Below are 14,799 nucleotides of genomic sequence, written 5' to 3'. Positions count from 1 at the left end.
CGATGCGAGGCGTGGTGTTCGACGGGAAGCGGGCGGAGGTCGTCGACGATCTGGCCGTCCGCGATCCGGGGCCGGGGGAGGTGCTCGTCGCGATCTCGGCGGCCGGGCTGTGCCACAGCGATCTCTCGGTCGTCGACGGGACGATTCCCTTTCCGGCGCCGGTGGTCCTCGGCCATGAGGGCGCGGGGGTCGTCGAGGCGGTCGGCGCGGGGGTCGGTCATGTCGTGCCGGGGGACCATGTCGCGCTGTCCACGCTCGCCAACTGCGGTACCTGCGCGGAGTGCGACCGGGGCCGGCCGACGATGTGCCGGCAGGCCATCGGGCGGCCGCGGAAGCCGTTCACGCGCGCGGGAGGCGCGGTGTACCAGTTCGCGTCCAACTCCGCCTTCGCCGAGCGCACGGTGGTGAAGGCCGTACAGGCGGTCCGGATACCGAAGGACATCCCGCTGACGTCCGCCGCGCTGATCGGGTGCGGGGTGCTGACCGGTGTCGGGGCCGTGCTCAACCGCGCGCGGGTCGGGTGCGGGGAGAGCGTCGTCGTCATCGGGACGGGCGGGATCGGGCTGAACGTGGTGCAGGGCGCCCGGATCGCGGGCGCGTCGCGGATCGTGGCGGTGGACGCGAACCCGTCGAAGGAGGCGGTGGCCCGGCGGTTCGGCGCGACCGACTTCCTGACCTCGACGGACGCGGTGCGGGAGGTGCTGTCCACGGGCGCGGACCACGTCTTCGAGTGCGTCGGCCGCATCGAGCTGATCCGGCAGGCGATCGACCTGCTGGACCGGCACGGCCAGGCGGTGCTCCTCGGGGTCCCGCCGGCCACCGCCGAGGCGTCCTTCCTGGTCTCGTCGATGTACCTGGACAAGTCGATCCTGGGCTGCCGGTACGGCTCCTCGCGCCCGCAGCGGGACATCGCGCTGTACGCCGAGCTGTACCGGGCCGGCCGGCTGCTCCTCGACGAACTGGTGACGGACACCTACCCGGTGGAGGACTTCGCGAAGGCGGCCGCGGACGCGGAGGCGGGGAGGGTGGCGCGGGCGGTGCTCACGTTCTGACCGGGAAGGCCGGGGGGCCGGCCGGGAAGCCTGGGGGCCGGCCGGTAGGGCCGGGGGCCGGCCGGAGAGCCCGTGGGCCGGCCGGAAGAGCCATGAGCCGGCCGGAAAGCCGTCGGGCTGCCCGGAAAACCCGTGGGGCGGTGTCGGCGCCGCCCCCTACGGTCCTTGCATGACCTACCGCGACGTCGCCTCCCGACAGGTCCTGATCTGGTGCTGCACCGCAGTCGGCGCCCGCATGCCCGTCGCCATGGCGCCGCCGGCGCTGGTGTTCCTGGTGCGCGAGCGCCCCGGCGGCTACACGCTGGGCGCGATCCTCGCGGCGGCCTACGTCGTCGGTGAGATCGTGGGCGCCCCCGTCCTCGGGACGCGGCTGCGCCCCGGGCGCGCCCGCGTCCACCTGGCCGTCGGGCTGGCGGCCTGAAGGTGGTCGCACCGTCGACGGCGGTTCTGGCCGGGGTCGGGGTGACCCTGCTCCTCACAGTGGTCGGCTGGTGGGGCGAGGCGCGCACCGCCGGGAGGTCACCGCAGGGCGGCGTCGACAGCGTCGTGACCACCGCTCTCGCCACTCCCCGTGCGGACGGTCCGGAAGGTGCGGCGATACGCGGTCGGCGTGACTCCGAGGGCCGCCTGTAGGTGCTGCCGCATCGACTGGGCGGTGCCGAAACCGGCGTCCCGGGCGATCCGGTCGACGGAGCGGTCGCTGGACTCCAGCAGGTGCCGGGCCCGCTCGACCCGCTGCTGGGTGAGCCACTGGCCGGGGCTGATGCCCACCTCCTCACGGAAGCGGCGGGTGAACGTCCGTACCGACATGGCCTCCTGCTCGGCCATGTCGCGCAGTTGGATCGGCTCGTGGAGGCGGCCGAGCGCCCATGCGCGGGCGGCGGTCGTGGTCGCCTGCTGCGGGTCCGGCACGGGGCGCTCGATGTACTGCGCCTGGCCGCCGTCGCGATGCGGCGGCACGACTGTACGGCGGGCCACCTCGTTGGCGACCGCGGCGCCGTGGTCACGGCGCAGGAGATGGAGGCAGAGGTCGATCCCGGCCGCCACACCGGCGGAGGTGAGGACGTCGCCGTCGTCGATGAAGAGCACGTCCGCGTCGACCCGGATCCTCGGGAAGAGCCGCTGGAAGTGCTCGGCGTGCATCCAGTGCGTGGTGGCCGGGCGGCCGTCCAGGTAACCCGCGGCGGCGAGGACGTATCCGCCGGTGCAGATCGAGACGAGGCGGGTGCCGGGGCGGAGGAGGGCCAGGGCGGCGGCCAGTTCGGGGGTGAGCACGCCCTCCTCGTAGACGGGTCCCAGCTCGTAGGAGGTGGGGATGACGACGGTGTCGGCGCCGGCCAGCGCCTCGGGGCCGTTGCCGACCAGGACGGCGTAGTCCGCGTCCGTCTCGACGGGGCCCGGCGGCCGGACGGAGCAGGTGACGACGTCGTACAGGCGGCGGCCCGCCGCGTCGCGCGCCTTGCCGAAGATGCGCTGCGGAATGCCCAGTTCGAAGGGCATCAGCCCGTCGAGGGCGAGGACGACGACGCGATGGCGGGAGGATGCGTACGGTTCGGCCATGGCCCGATCCTAGCGAATGCTGTCTCTCGGGCCACTCGCCCGGTAGTTTCCGGTATCGGAAGCTCTGTGACGTGACCCAGACAACCGATACTCCGGCGTCCGCCGAGGAACAGAAGCCCGTGTCCGACCGCGTCCCCGGCCGTTTTCCCGGCCGCCGCCGCGGCCGGGTCCATCGCGCCTGGTTCGTCGCCGCCGTCACCTTCGTCACGATCATCGGCGCGGCGGCCTTCCGCTCGCTCCCCGGTCTGCTCATCGACCCGCTGCACCAGGAGTTCGGCTGGTCGCGCGGCACGATCGGCGCGGCGGTCTCGATCAACCTGGCGCTGTACGGCCTCACCGCCCCGTTCGCGGCGGCGCTGATGGACCGCTTCGGCATCCGCCGGGTGGTCGCGGTGGCCCTGACCGTGATCTCGGTCGGCTCGCTCCTGACGGTCTGGATGACGGCGGCCTGGCAGCTGCTGCTGTACTGGGGCCTGCTGGTGGGCCTCGGCTCGGGCTCGATGGCGCTCGCCTTCGCCGCGACGGTCACCAACCGCTGGTTCACCACGCGCCGGGGTCTGGTCAGCGGCATCCTGACCGCGGCCTCCGCCTCCGGCCAGCTGATCTTCCTGCCGCTGCTGTCCTGGCTGGTCACGCGGCACGACTGGCGCCCGGCGGCGGTGACGGTCGCGCTGGCCGCGCTGGCCGTCGTCCCCTTCGTGTGGCTGCTGCTGCGGGACCATCCGGCGGACGTGGGCCAGAAGCCTTACGGCGCGACGGAGTTCGTCCCGAAGCCGGACCCGGTGCGGGGCGCCGCGCGCCGCACGCTGCGGGTCCTCTTCTCGGCGGTCCGCACGGGCCCGTTCTGGCTGCTGGCCGGCACCTTCGCGATCTGCGGCGCCTCCACGAACGGCCTGGTCCAGACCCACTTCGTGCCCGCCGCCCACGACCACGGCATGCCGATCACGGCGGCGGCCTCGCTGCTCGCGGTCATCGGCGTCTTCGACGTGGTCGGCACGATCGCCTCCGGCTGGTTCACCGACCGCTTCGAGCCGCGCCGCCTGCTGGCGGTGTACTACGCGCTGCGGGGCGTCTCGCTGCTGTTCCTGCCGATGCTGCTGGCCCCCTCCGTGCACCCGCCGATGATCTTCTTCATCGTCTTCTACGGCCTCGACTGGGTCGCCACCGTCCCGCCGACGCTGGCGCTGTGCCGCGAGCACTACGGCGAGGACAGTGCCATCGTCTTCGGCTGGGTCCTGGCCTCCCACCAGGTCGGCGCGGCCCTGGTGGCCTTCCTGGGCGGCCTGGCGCGGGACGCGTTCGGCTCGTACGACACGGTCTGGTACGCGTCGGGGGCGCTGTGCGCCGCGGCGGCGCTGATGGCGCTGGTGATCCGGCGGCGGCCGGCGGTCCCCGCACCGGTGACCGTCTGAACCGACGGCTGCCGGAGGCGGTGCCTGTCCGGGCCGGTGTCTGTCCGGACGGCGCCGGTCCGAGGCGGCGCCTGTCTGAGCCGGTGTCTGTCCGGGCCGGTGAGGCGAAGGTGGTTTCGGGTCTCCTTTACGTACCATATGGGCACATTCCGACACGGATGGCTGCGTTGTGCGGCCTCCGTGTCGTCGCTCTGCCCGTCCGCTGCTGTCTGCTGCTCTCTGCCCATGGAGGCGATACGTGACTTCTCTGGCCCGTCGTGGCGTGCTGAAGTGCCTGCCGGTCGCCGCCGGGGCGGTCCTGACCGGCATGGCGGCGAGTCCGCGAGCGGTGGCGCGACAGGAGGCCGACGAGGCCGAACCCTCCTTCCCGCAGCCGCAGACCCGCAGGACGCCACCGCACACGGGGCGGCTGGAGACCCGGCTGACCGTCGGGTTCACCGAGCAGACGCTCCCCGGCGTCGGCACGGTGACCACACGCACCTACGAGGGGACGATCCCCGGGCCGACGCTGCGGGTGCGTCCGGGGGACACGCTGGAGATCACGCAGGTCAACGCGCTGCCGCCGAACGCCGGGACGGCGCATGCCGAGGAGACGCCTCAGGGCATGAACGTCCCGCACCACTTCAACACCTTCAACCTGCACACCCACGGCCTGCACGTGGACCCCACGGGCGAGGCGGACAACATCTACCGCGCCTTCGAGCCCTCCGACACGCCGGGGGCCACCACCACCCACCGCAGCGTTGTCGACGTCCCGGCGGATCATCCGGCCGGCACGTTCTGGTACCACCCCCACCGTCACGGCTCCACGTCGACCCAGCTGCTGAACGGCATGGGGGGCCTCCTCGTCGTCGAGGGGGACGTCGACGAGGTGCCCGAGATCGCCGCCGCCAAGGACGTCGTCGTCTGCATCAACGAGCTCAAGCTGTCCGGCGGGCGGGTCCCGGACCTGACCTCGCACGGCGCCTACGAGGGCATCGTCTCGACCTTCCTGGTCAACGGCGTGAAGAATCCGGTGCTGACCATCGCCCCGGGGGAGGTCCAGCGCTGGCGGGTCGTCAACGCCGGAGCGATCACCGCTCACTTCCTGAGCCTGCGCGGCCACGAGCTGCACCAGATCGCCTGCGACGGCATCACCTTCATGGAGCCCGTCGCCACCACCGGACTGACGCTGCCGATGGGCGGGCGCGCCGACCTGCTGATCCGCGGGGGCAGGCCCGGTACCTACAAGCTGTCCGGCGGGGGCCCCTCGCAGACCCTGCTGACGCTCGTCGTCACCGGCGACGCCCGCCCGATGTCGCTGCCGGCCAGCCTGCCCGGCAGGCCCCCCGAGCTGCCCGAGCCCACCCGCACCCGGGCCCTGACCTTCCGCAGCTACGAGAACGTCTTCTCAGGCGCCTTCCCCAACGCCTACCGCATCCTGGGCGACGGCGAGACTCCGCCCGCCGACCCGCTGGCCGGCCGCCACGATCTCGCCTGGGGCCGTCTCGCGTCCGACTTCGTCAACCAGCGTGTCCGGCTGGGCGAGGTCGAGGAGTGGACGGTCGTCAACGACTCCCACGCCCACAGCCATCACCCCTTCCACCTGCACACCAACCACTTCCTGCTCACCGCCGTCGACAACCGCCGCCTGGCCACCCCGGTCTGGCACGACACCGTCAGCATCCCGCCGAACGGCTCGATCACCTTCCGGCTGCGCGCCGAGGACTTCACCGGCCGCTCGATGCTGCACTGCCACCAGCTCCAGCACGGCGACGAAGGCATGATGCAGATCGTCGACTACGTGCGCTGAGCGGGGCACACCGGCCGACGCTCAGAGGAAGCGGCCACGGTGGAAGAGCAGGGGCGGTTCGTCCGCGCCCCCGCCCGTCCCCAGCGCGTTCACCCGGCCCACGACGACGAGGTGGTCGCCGCCGGTGTGGACGGCGTGGACCGCGCAGTCGATCCAGGCGAGGGTGCCGGTGAGGCGGGGCGCCCCCGACACCGGGGCCGCGTCGTGGGCGACACCCGCGAACTTGTCGGTGCCGCTCGCCGCGAAGGCGCGGCACAGGCCGGCCTGGCCGGCGCTCAGCACGTTGACGCAGAAGACGCCCGCGCGGGCGATGCGCGGCCAGCTCGTGGACGTGCGGCCGACCATGAAGGCGACCAGGGGCGGATCGAGGGAGAGGGAGGAGAAGGACTGGCAGGCGAAGCCGGCGGGGCCGGCGCCCCCGTCCTCGCCCTCTACGGCCGGTGCCGTCACGACCGTCACGCCCGACGCGAAGCTGCCCAGCACCCGCCGGAACTCGCCCGGGTCCACCGGTGCGCGTTCGTCCTCGCGGACACAGCGCAGCTCCGGGCGCGGCAGCGCCTCGACCGGGTGGTCCGCCCTGAGGTAACGGACGGCCGCGGCCGCCATTCCCACATGTCCCATCATGTCTTCCATTGAAACTGACGGCATGTCAGATAGGAAGGGCCGCGGCAGCCGGGACCCGTCACCGGCCCCGGAACCTCGGCTCGCGCCGTTCCACGAAGCTCGTCACGCCCTCCCGCGCGTCCGCCGTCGTCATGTTGATCTCCTGCGCGGCGGCCTCGGCGGCGAAGGCGGTGGCCCGGTCGGCGTCCAGGGAGCTGTTGACCAGTTGCTTGGTGAGCGACAGGGCGCGGGTGGGACCGGCGGCCAGACGTGCCGCCCACTCGCGGGCCGTCTTGTCCAGCTCGCCGTCCGGGACCACCCGGTTGACCAGGCCGAGACGTTCGGCGTCCGGCGCGGTGAGCGCGTCGCCGAAGAACATCAGCTCCTTGGCCCGCAGGGGCCCGATCAGACGGGGGAGGAGATAGGCGCCGCCGCCGTCCGGGACCAGGCCCCGGCGGACGAACACCTCGATGAACCTCGCCGATTCCGCGGCCAGTACGAGGTCGCAGGCGAACGCGAGGTGCGCGCCCAGGCCGGCCGCCGTGCCGTTCACCGCGGCGATCACCGGCTTCTCGCAGTCGAGGACGGCACAGACCAGGCGCTGGGCGCCGAGCCGGAGGGTCCGGCTCACATCGCCGGCCACCCGCTCACCGCCCGTGGAGCCACCCCGCAGATCCGCGCCCGCGCAGAAGCCGCGGCCGGTGCCGGTGAGGACCACAGCGCGGACCTCCGGGTCGGCCGAGGCTTCCCCGAGGAGGTCGATCAGGTGGTCCCGCATACCGGGAGTGAGGGCGTTCAGGGTCTCGGGGCGGTCGAGGGTGATGTGGGTGAGATGGGTGACCTCGCGGTCGGTCCGGTGCTGAATCGACGGCTCGGGCACGGTCAGGCTCCGTTCTCGGCTCTCGTCCATGCGGCTCTCGTCCATGCGGCTCTCGTCCATGCGGCGGTCGTCCATGCGGCGGTCGTCCATGCGGCGGTCGTCCATGAGGTGTTCGTCCACGAGGTGGCCCTCACCGGCACACCGCCAGTGCGTCCAACGCGACCGCGCCCTGCCCCCAGGGCAGGACCACCAGGGGGTTGATGTCGAGCTCGGCGAGGCCGTCGCCCAGCTCCAGGGCCATCCGCTGCACGCGCAGGATCACCTCGACGAGCGCGTCCAGATCGGCCGGGGGGCGGCCCCGTACGCCGTCCAGCAGCGCTCTCCCGCGCAGTTCGGCCAGCATGTCGCGGGCCTCGTCCTCGCCGAACGGCGGCACGCGCACGGCGGCGTCGTGCAGGACCTCCACCAGCACCCCGCCGAGGCCCACCGTCACCGTCGGGCCGAACAGGTCGTCGTGGGTCACGCCGACCACCATCTCCACCCCCCGCTCGACCATCTGGCAGACCAGGACGCCGTCCAGCGAGACCCCTTCGTAGCGGGCGATGTCGGTCAGCTCGCGGTAGGCGTCCCGGACCTGGCTGGCCGAGGTCAGGCCGACCTTCACCAGACCCAGCTCGGTCTTGTGGGCGATCTGCGCGCCGGAGGCCTTCATCACCACCGGGTAGCCGACCAGCCCCGCCGCCCGCACCGAAGCCGCCGCGCTGGTCACCAGCTGCTCGCGCGGGACCCGGATGCCGTACGCCCGCAGCAGCTGCTTCGCCCCGTGCTCGCTCAGCTGCTGCCCCGGCCGCATCAGCAGCTGAGCCTTGCGGAAGGACGGCGACTGGGTGCGCGGCGCCTGGTCGAAGGGGGAGTGGTAGTCGCTCACGAAGCGGTGGTGCCCGAGGTGGGCACGGACGGCCGAGACGCAGTTGGCGAGGGTGCGGAAGGTCGCCACCCGGGAGGAGCCCAGCAGGACTTCGCGGTACGCCGGTTCGGTGCCCACCGGCGAGCCCCAGACCACGCACACCAGCTTGTCCGTCCGTTCCGCCGCGTCCACCAGGTCCTGGACCAGGCGGTCGCTGAGCGGAGGGAACGGGCCGGTGATCGGGCAGATCAGGACGCCGACGGCCGGGTCGTCGAGGATCGAGTCGATGATCTTCCGGCCGCGGTGGTCGCCCACCGGATGGCCGCCGTTGTCGACCGGGTTGGCCACGTTCAGGTACGCGGGGATCCACTGGTGCAGCTCGGCCTGTCTGTCCGCCGACAGGGTCGGCAGGGTGAGGCCCGCCGCCGTCGCCAGGTCGGCCGCGTGGGCGCCGGTGCCGCCCGAGATCGAGTAGACGACGACCCCGTCGGCCTGTGGCGGCCGGGCGCGGGCCAACAGGGCCGCGGTGTCCTGGAGTTCGTCGAGACCGTCCACCCGGATCACGCCGTACTGGCGCATCGCCGCGTCGACGACCTCGTCCGCGCCGGTCAGCTTGCCGGTGTGGGAGGCCGCGGTGCGGGCGCCGGTCTCGGTGCGGCCCACCTTGACCGCGACGACCGGCACCCCGCGCCGGGCGGCCCGGTCGGCGGCGAGGAGGAAGGACCGGCCGTCCTTCAGCCCCTCCACGTAACAGGCGATCGCGCCGACCTCGGGGCGCTCGGCGAAGTAGGAGAGGAAGTCGGCGGTCTCCAGGTCGGCCTCGTTGCCGGTCGGCGCCCAGTGGGAGAGGCGGATGCCGAGTTCCTGGAGGGCGAAGACCGGGCGGCCCTGGTGGCCGGACTGGGTGATCAGCGCGATCGACGGGCCGGGGAGATCGTCGCGGAACCGCTCGAAGGCGTTGAGGTTGGTGTTGGGGCCGAGGAGGCGGATGCCCGAGCGGGCCACCGCCGCCGCGAGGCGGGCCTGCGCGGCCGCGCCCTCCTCGCCCGTCTCCGCGAAGCCGGAGGCGAAGACGACGGCGAACTTCACCTTCGTCTCGGCGAGTTGCTCGATGACGGGCAGCGGGTCGGCGACCAGCAGCACGGCCAGGTCGACCTGTTCGGGCAGGTCGGCCACGGACGGCGCGCAGGGCAGGCCGAAGACGCTCCCGCGGGTGGGGTGCACGGGATGCAGCCGTGCCCCCACCCGCTCGGCCCAGCCCACCAGTTGCCGGGTGACACCGGTGTTCGGGCGTCCTTCGGCGTCCGAGGCGCCGATGACCGCGACCGACTCCGGCCGGAAGAACCGGTCCAGATCGGGGACGTGCGCATACAGCGGACGGCCGCTGACGTCGAGGTCGTCCGCCTCGGCCGGCCGGCCGTGGACGGCGGGCCCGGGATGCTCGCCGCACGCGATGACCCTGGCCCGGCGGGAGTCGGTGGTGAGAGTGCCGTGGGTTGATCCAAGCATCGGTCCGCCCGCTCCTGTGTGACTGCCATGAGTGACCGTCAAGTAACTGACGCTCTGTCAGGTTACATACCTGACGGAGCGTCAGGAATGGTCGTGCACACAGAAAGGGGCGGGCGGGAGTGGAGGCGGGCGGCGACTACAGCACCGCCAGCACCTCCTTCGCCACCCGCTCGCCCGACCGCACGGCTCCGTCCATGAAGCCCATCCAGTGGACGGAGGTCTCCGTCCCGGCCCAGTGCATCCCGCCGACCGGCGCGCGCAGGGCCGGGCCGTACTGCGTCAGGACACCCGGTGCGGCGATCGAGACGGGGCCGCCGCGGGTGTAGGCCTCGTTGTTCCAGCGTTGCAGGACGAAGGAGGAAGGGGAGGCGGCTTTCTCGCCGAAATACGTCACGTAGTCCTTCAGTACGGCCGCCCTGACCTCCGCCTCGCTCGCCGCGTCCAGCTTCCGGGCCTCGTCGGCCTCGATGAAGCCCATCAGGGCGCCGTACGAGGCGTCGGGCGGCGAGTTGTCGAAGGTGGAGCTGATCACCCCGGTGTCGCTGACGACCTGGCCGTTGAGGCCGTCCGCCCGCCAGAAGGGGGTGTCGTAGATCGCGATCGCCTTGCCGACCGAGGCCATCGGCAGCCGCTGGGTGAGCTGGTCGCGGGCGGCGGGCAGCAGCGGGTCGTACGTGATGCGGGCGGCGAGCGGCGGGGGCACGGCGACGACGACCCGCTTGGCGGTGACGGTGACCCCGTCGGCGGTGACGACGTACTTGCCGCCGGACCGGACGATCGTGCGCACCGGGGCGTTCAGCACCACCCGGTCGCCGAGGGTGGCGGCGAGCTTGACCGGCACCAGCTGCGAGCCGCCGACGAAGCGCAGTTCCTGGGCGCCGTTCGCGGTCTCGGTGAGGCGTTCCAGGGTGCCGGGGGTCGATTCGTTGCCGGCGGCCGCGATGTAGAAGAGGACGAAGAGGAGCGAGAGTTCGCGGGGTTCGGCCGAGAAGATCGAGGTGCAGGCCACGTCGAGGAGGAACTTCGCCGACGGGACCACCGCGTTGGCGTTCAGCCAGCTCTCGAAGGTCTGCTTGTCCCACTCGGCGGCCTTGGCGGCGGTCCAGGGCGCGTCGACCGGCACCTGCTTGGCCATGTCGTCCAGCGAGGCCTGCACGATCGCGGCGTTGGCGAGGCCGGCGACGTCGACGGGCGGGACCGAGCCGAGGAGGCCGTCGGTGGCGTACGGGGTCTTCTTGCCGTCCTTGTACAGGAGGTTCTTGCCGGTGTTGTAGGTGGCGAAGGTGGCCACGCCCAGGGAGTCGGCGAGCGCCTTGACGCGGTCCTGGGTGGGGCCGATGAACTCGCCGCCGCCCTCGGTGACTCCCCCGTTGGCCAGGGGCAGGTTGACCACCCTGCCCCCCACCCGGTCGCGGGCCTCCAGGACGGTGACCGTCCGGCCGGCGGCCACGAGGTCGCGGGCCGCGGTGAGGCCGGCGAGACCGCCGCCGACGATCGCGACGTCCACGTCCCGGGTGGTGGCCGCGGCGGCCGTACCGGCGGCGGTCGCGGTCAGGGCGGTGGCGCCGGCGGCCGCGGCGGCGGTGCGGCCGAGCAGGGAACGGCGGGACATGCCTGGGGAGTGCTGTCTTTCACTTGCCACGTGCGTCCTCCGTCGAGCTTCGAGAGCGAGCGGGGGTGGAACCAGAAAGATGAACAGGGCTCACATTCTGGCTCCGTGAGAGGGCACGGGACAACGCTCTCGTCACATCTGACACGTGTGTAACGGGCAGCGAGGTGGGGGGAGTTGGCCGCCGACGCCGACTGCCGGGGTCGGCCGGGGCCGGCTGCCGAGGTCGGTCGGGTCGGGCTGCCGAGGTCGGCCGGGGCCGGCTGCCGAGGTCGGTCGGGTCGGGCTGCCGGGGTTGGCCGTAGCCGGCTGCCGAGCTGTCCGGGGCCGGCTACCGGGGTCGGCCGGGCGGGTTACCGGAGGTGGCGGCGTACGGCCTTCGCGATCTTCTCGGCGTCGATCGCCAGCTCGCGGAGCGTGCCGCTGATGGGGGTGGTGAAGCCGGTGAAGTACAGGCCGGGGGTGTCCTTCGGGGCGCGGGCGCCGTGGCCGACGGGTCTGCCGCGGTCGTCGAGCACGCCGAGGTGGCCGACCAGGTCCTCCAGGGCGCGCCCGTACCCCGTGGCGGCGACGACGGCGTCCGGGGAGATCCGGGCGCCGTCGGCGAGGACGACCCGCCCGTCGTCCTCGAAGCCCTCCACGGCGGCCACGATCTCCACCCTGCCCTTGCGCACGGCGTCGATCAGGCCCACGTCCTGCACCGGGATGGCGCCTTCCCTGACGCGGGAGTAGAGGCCGCTGTCGGGGCGGGGCAGACCGTGCGCCGACAGGTCCGGCACGCTGAGCCTCGCCATCGGCCGCGCGAGCCGGTCCACGAGGCGGACCGGCAGCCGCCGGACGAGCACGGCCGTGTACTGCGCGGCCCAGCCGGCCGTCGAGCGGCGCACGATGTGCGGGACCGTGCGCACCGCCAGCCGCACCCGCCCGGCCCCGCTCTCCACCAGGTCGACGGCGATCTCGGCGCCGGTGTTGCCGACGCCGACGACGAGGACGTCCCGGCCGGCGTACTCCTTGCCGCTGCGGTAGGCGGCGGCGTGTGTCAGTTCGCCCGTGAACGCCTCGCGGCCGGGCCAGTCGGGGAGGTGCGGGGTGTGGTTGTACCCGGTGGAGACGACCACCGCCGAGCCGACGAGCTCGCGCCCGCCGGTGGCGTGCAGCAGCCAGCCGGTGCCGTCCGGGGTGCGCTCGACGCGGGAGACCTCGACGCCCGTGACGATCTCCAGCTCATGGACCTCGGCGTACTTCTCGAGGTAGCGCACCATGTCGTCGCGTGCCACCCATCGCCCGAACCGGCGCGGTATCGCCAGCCCGGGCAGGGCCGAAAGGCGCCGGGTGGTGTGCAGATGCAGCCGGTCGTAATGGCGCCGCCAGGACGCGCCGACCCCGTCGGACTTCTCCACGACGACGGCCCGTACGCCCTGGGCACGCAGCGCGTACGCGGTGGCGAGGCCGCCGGGACCGCCGCCGACGACGTAGACGGGGCGGTCGGCCGGGTTCGCGGTGGTGATCGCCCGGGGGGTGGGACGCGGTGCGGAGTCTTCCATGAGCGCGAGCGTAATCACGCGGGCGGTTGTTGGGTCTCGGTCAAGACCGGAATCGGTTGCGGATCGATCACGTGTGGGGGAAGTGCGGGCAGGACCCGTGACGTAGGCCACTCGGTTGTGCGTGACAGGGCGAGGCGGTGGGGAATCCGCGTGGGGGTGGCGGTGCGGAACCGGTGGGACGGGGGCGGAGCCGGTGGGAAGCGGGGCGGAACCGCTGGGGAAAGGGTGCGACGCCTGGCCCAGGTGCGCTCGGGCCAGGCGTCGCGTGCGGACGGCGTCGGTGACTATGACGGGAAACTGACGCCGCCGCGTCCAGGATGCCTCCCGAAGTGGCCGGCGGGCGCGCGGAACTACTACTTCTTGACCTTGCCGCCGGCCTTCGCCTTGTGGCCCGTCACCTTGGCGATCCACGTGATGAAGTCGCCCGGGTCGGTGTTGGCGCCGTGGCCCTGGTCCCAGTAGTAGAGGTGGTCGACGTCGTCGCCGAGGCCGCTCGCGGCGGCGGCGATGTTGGCGGAGACCGTCAGCGAGGTGTCGGAGTCCTTGGTGCCGAGCCGGATCCACCAGTGCTTGCTGCGGCCCGCGTTGGGCTTGTCGGCCAGGAAGTACATCGGGTTCATCAGCCGCAGCATCTCGGGGATGTCGCTGTCGAGGCGCTTGGCGGTGAGCCCGGTGGTGTCGTTCTTCAGGCTGTACGCCGTGAAGTGACGGGAGATGACCGTGCCCTTGCCGAACTCGTTGTTCTCGCCCGCCGACAGGTCGAAGGCGTCGAAGGCCGGGGTGTCCTTCTTGCGGGCGCCGACGTGGGTGAGGAAGTCCGCCCAGGAGAAGGTGGCCCTGCCGTTCTTCCAGGTGATGAAGGTGTTGGCGGCGAGGTACGTCTCGCGGGCGGTGTCGGAGAGGGCCGCGAGGTAGGTGGTGGCCGACGGCTCCAGGTACTGCTCGACCAGGTACTCGTCGTAGTTGCGGGCGTTCAGCGTGCCGAAGCCGTTCAGGCCCCTGAGCTTCAGGCCGGCCTGGTACTCGGCGAACTGCGACCGGAGCGTCTTCGACACCGTCTGGTCGACCTGCTTGCCGGTGCCGAGGGCGTTGGCGCCCCAGTTCCACTCGTAGGAGCCGTCGGCGTGCTCCAGGTCGGTGATCGGGCACCAGGCGCCGGTCGCGAAGATCGCGTCGGAGGCGTCGGCCGCGCCGAGCTCCTTGAGGTACTTGGCGTAGAGCGGGCTGTCGCCGGACGCGCCGAGCAGCGAGGAGAGCGCGCCGCCCGCGCTGGTGCCGGCGGACACGATCCGGTCGGTGTCGCCGGGGATGACGCCCTTGTTGGCCCGCACGTACCGCACGGCGGCCTTGAGGTCGACGATCGCGGCGGGGGCCACGCCGTAGTACTCGCCGGCGGAGTTCTTGAGCGTACGGCCGCGGGCGCCGGGCTCGACGACGACGTAGCCGGCGGCCAGGGCCAGCAGCTGGTTGGAGGCCAGGGCCCCGCCGGTGGCGTTGGTGTTGCCGTTGGCGCCGGGGGCCGAGGCGGAGGCAGAGGGTGCTCCGCTGGGCGCGCCGCCGCCCATCCCGCCGCCCATGCCGCCGGCGCCGACTCCGGTGGCGTCCGCCACGGAGGACGGCATGTAGCCGCCGACGGAGTTCGCGAACAGGATCGGCGCGTTGCTCGCGTCGACCGCCGTGCCGTCGATCTCGACCGGCACGCTCACGTTCAGCGACTGGTAGGTGGCGTCCACCGGCTTGGCGACGTAGGTGATCGCCTTCCAGAAGTGGTACGTCACGGAGTGCTCGTCGCCGGCGGTGTCCGTGACGGTCGTCGTGAGCTTCGTGTAGCCGTCCGGGTCGAAGGCCAGGGAACCGGCGTCCGAGGACGAGGACGTCGACGTGCCGCCGGACGCCTGTGCGCTCAGGGCGATGCCGCCCACTGCCGCGACACCCGCGGTGGCGCCGAGACCCAAGACGACCGACCTGCGCTTGACTGCCCTGTGCTTCAC

10 protein-coding genes and 1 pseudogene are annotated in these 14,799 nt (G+C 72.7%); 4 read left to right on the top strand and 7 right to left on the bottom strand.

All coding sequences use genetic code 11. The annotated features are described in order from the left end of the window. Positions 1-2 precede the first annotated feature (2 nt). Both ACFWBD_RS06060 and ACFWBD_RS06055 read left to right on the top strand, forming a co-directional pair. Positions 3-1,052: a Zn-dependent alcohol dehydrogenase gene (locus ACFWBD_RS06060; protein WP_385663260.1), complete on the top strand. Its 1,050-nt coding sequence runs from the start codon at positions 3-5 to the stop codon at positions 1,050-1,052. A 169-nt stretch (positions 1,053-1,221) separates the two neighbouring features. Then, a pseudogene (locus ACFWBD_RS06055) lies at positions 1,222-1,467 on the top strand (MFS transporter); the annotation flags it as partial. Positions 1,468-1,571: 104 nt separating this feature from the next. Here the strand turns inward: ACFWBD_RS06055 and ACFWBD_RS06050 are convergent. Continuing rightward, positions 1,572-2,612, bottom strand: a complete 1,041-nt coding sequence (locus ACFWBD_RS06050) for a GlxA family transcriptional regulator (protein WP_385663256.1) — start codon at positions 2,610-2,612, stop codon at positions 1,572-1,574. A gap of 71 nt (positions 2,613-2,683) precedes the next feature. Between ACFWBD_RS06050 and ACFWBD_RS06045 the strand changes: the two genes are divergently transcribed. Then, positions 2,684-4,024: an MFS transporter gene (locus ACFWBD_RS06045; RefSeq protein WP_385663253.1), complete on the top strand. Its 1,341-nt coding sequence runs from the start codon at positions 2,684-2,686 to the stop codon at positions 4,022-4,024. 238 nt (positions 4,025-4,262) lie between these two features. After that, positions 4,263-5,816, top strand: a complete 1,554-nt coding sequence (locus ACFWBD_RS06040; protein ID WP_385663250.1) for a multicopper oxidase family protein — start codon at positions 4,263-4,265, stop codon at positions 5,814-5,816. Positions 5,817-5,837: 21 nt separating this feature from the next. Here the strand turns inward: ACFWBD_RS06040 and ACFWBD_RS06035 are convergent, their stop codons facing one another. The 6 genes from ACFWBD_RS06035 to ACFWBD_RS06010 form a co-directional block, all read right to left on the bottom strand. Then, complete coding sequence (locus tag ACFWBD_RS06035; RefSeq protein ID WP_385663615.1) at positions 5,838-6,437, bottom strand: flavin reductase family protein; 600 nt, start codon at positions 6,435-6,437, stop codon at positions 5,838-5,840. A gap of 61 nt (positions 6,438-6,498) precedes the next feature. After that, positions 6,499-7,329: an enoyl-CoA hydratase/isomerase family protein gene (locus ACFWBD_RS06030; RefSeq protein WP_385663612.1), complete on the bottom strand. Its 831-nt coding sequence runs from the start codon at positions 7,327-7,329 to the stop codon at positions 6,499-6,501. Positions 7,330-7,429: 100 nt separating this feature from the next. Beyond that, on the bottom strand, positions 7,430-9,655 hold the full coding sequence (locus tag ACFWBD_RS06025) for an acetate--CoA ligase family protein (protein WP_385663247.1): 2,226 nt from the start codon (positions 9,653-9,655) through the stop codon (positions 7,430-7,432). 136 nt (positions 9,656-9,791) lie between these two features. Then, the gene (locus ACFWBD_RS06020; RefSeq protein WP_385663244.1) at positions 9,792-11,267 is read right to left on the bottom strand and encodes a flavin monoamine oxidase family protein; all 1,476 of its coding nucleotides are present in this window, start codon (positions 11,265-11,267) and stop codon (positions 9,792-9,794) included. 350 nt (positions 11,268-11,617) lie between these two features. Continuing rightward, entirely contained in the window at positions 11,618-12,808 is a 1,191-nt protein-coding gene (locus ACFWBD_RS06015; protein WP_385663241.1) for a flavin-containing monooxygenase, read from the bottom strand. 353 nt (positions 12,809-13,161) lie between these two features. Next, on the bottom strand, positions 13,162-14,799 hold the full coding sequence (locus ACFWBD_RS06010; protein ID WP_385663238.1) for a subtype B tannase: 1,638 nt from the start codon (positions 14,797-14,799) through the stop codon (positions 13,162-13,164).

Origin of the sequence: Streptomyces sp. NPDC060002, assembly GCF_042737245.1 — a bacterium.
Classification (GTDB): domain Bacteria; phylum Actinomycetota; class Actinomycetes; order Streptomycetales; family Streptomycetaceae; genus Streptomyces.
This window is presented reverse-complemented; position numbering and strand designations above follow the sequence as displayed.

Excerpts from the sequence above, each read along its gene's own strand:
- ACFWBD_RS06060 (WP_385663260.1), top strand. The coding sequence starts at position 3 with ATGCGAGGCGTGGTGTTCGACGGGAAGCGGGCGGAGGTCGTCGACGAT.
- ACFWBD_RS06050 (WP_385663256.1), bottom strand. The coding sequence starts at position 2,612 with ATGGCCGAACCGTACGCATCCTCCCGCCATCGCGTCGTCGTCCTCGCC.
- ACFWBD_RS06035 (WP_385663615.1), bottom strand. The coding sequence starts at position 6,437 with ATGGGACATGTGGGAATGGCGGCCGCGGCCGTCCGTTACCTCAGGGCG.
- ACFWBD_RS06030 (WP_385663612.1), bottom strand. The coding sequence starts at position 7,329 with ATGGACGAGAGCCGAGAACGGAGCCTGACCGTGCCCGAGCCGTCGATT.
- ACFWBD_RS06025 (WP_385663247.1), bottom strand. The coding sequence starts at position 9,655 with ATGCTTGGATCAACCCACGGCACTCTCACCACCGACTCCCGCCGGGCC.
- ACFWBD_RS06020 (WP_385663244.1), bottom strand. The coding sequence starts at position 11,267 with ATGTCCCGCCGTTCCCTGCTCGGCCGCACCGCCGCCGCGGCCGCCGGC.
- ACFWBD_RS06015 (WP_385663241.1), bottom strand. The coding sequence starts at position 12,808 with ATGGAAGACTCCGCACCGCGTCCCACCCCCCGGGCGATCACCACCGCG.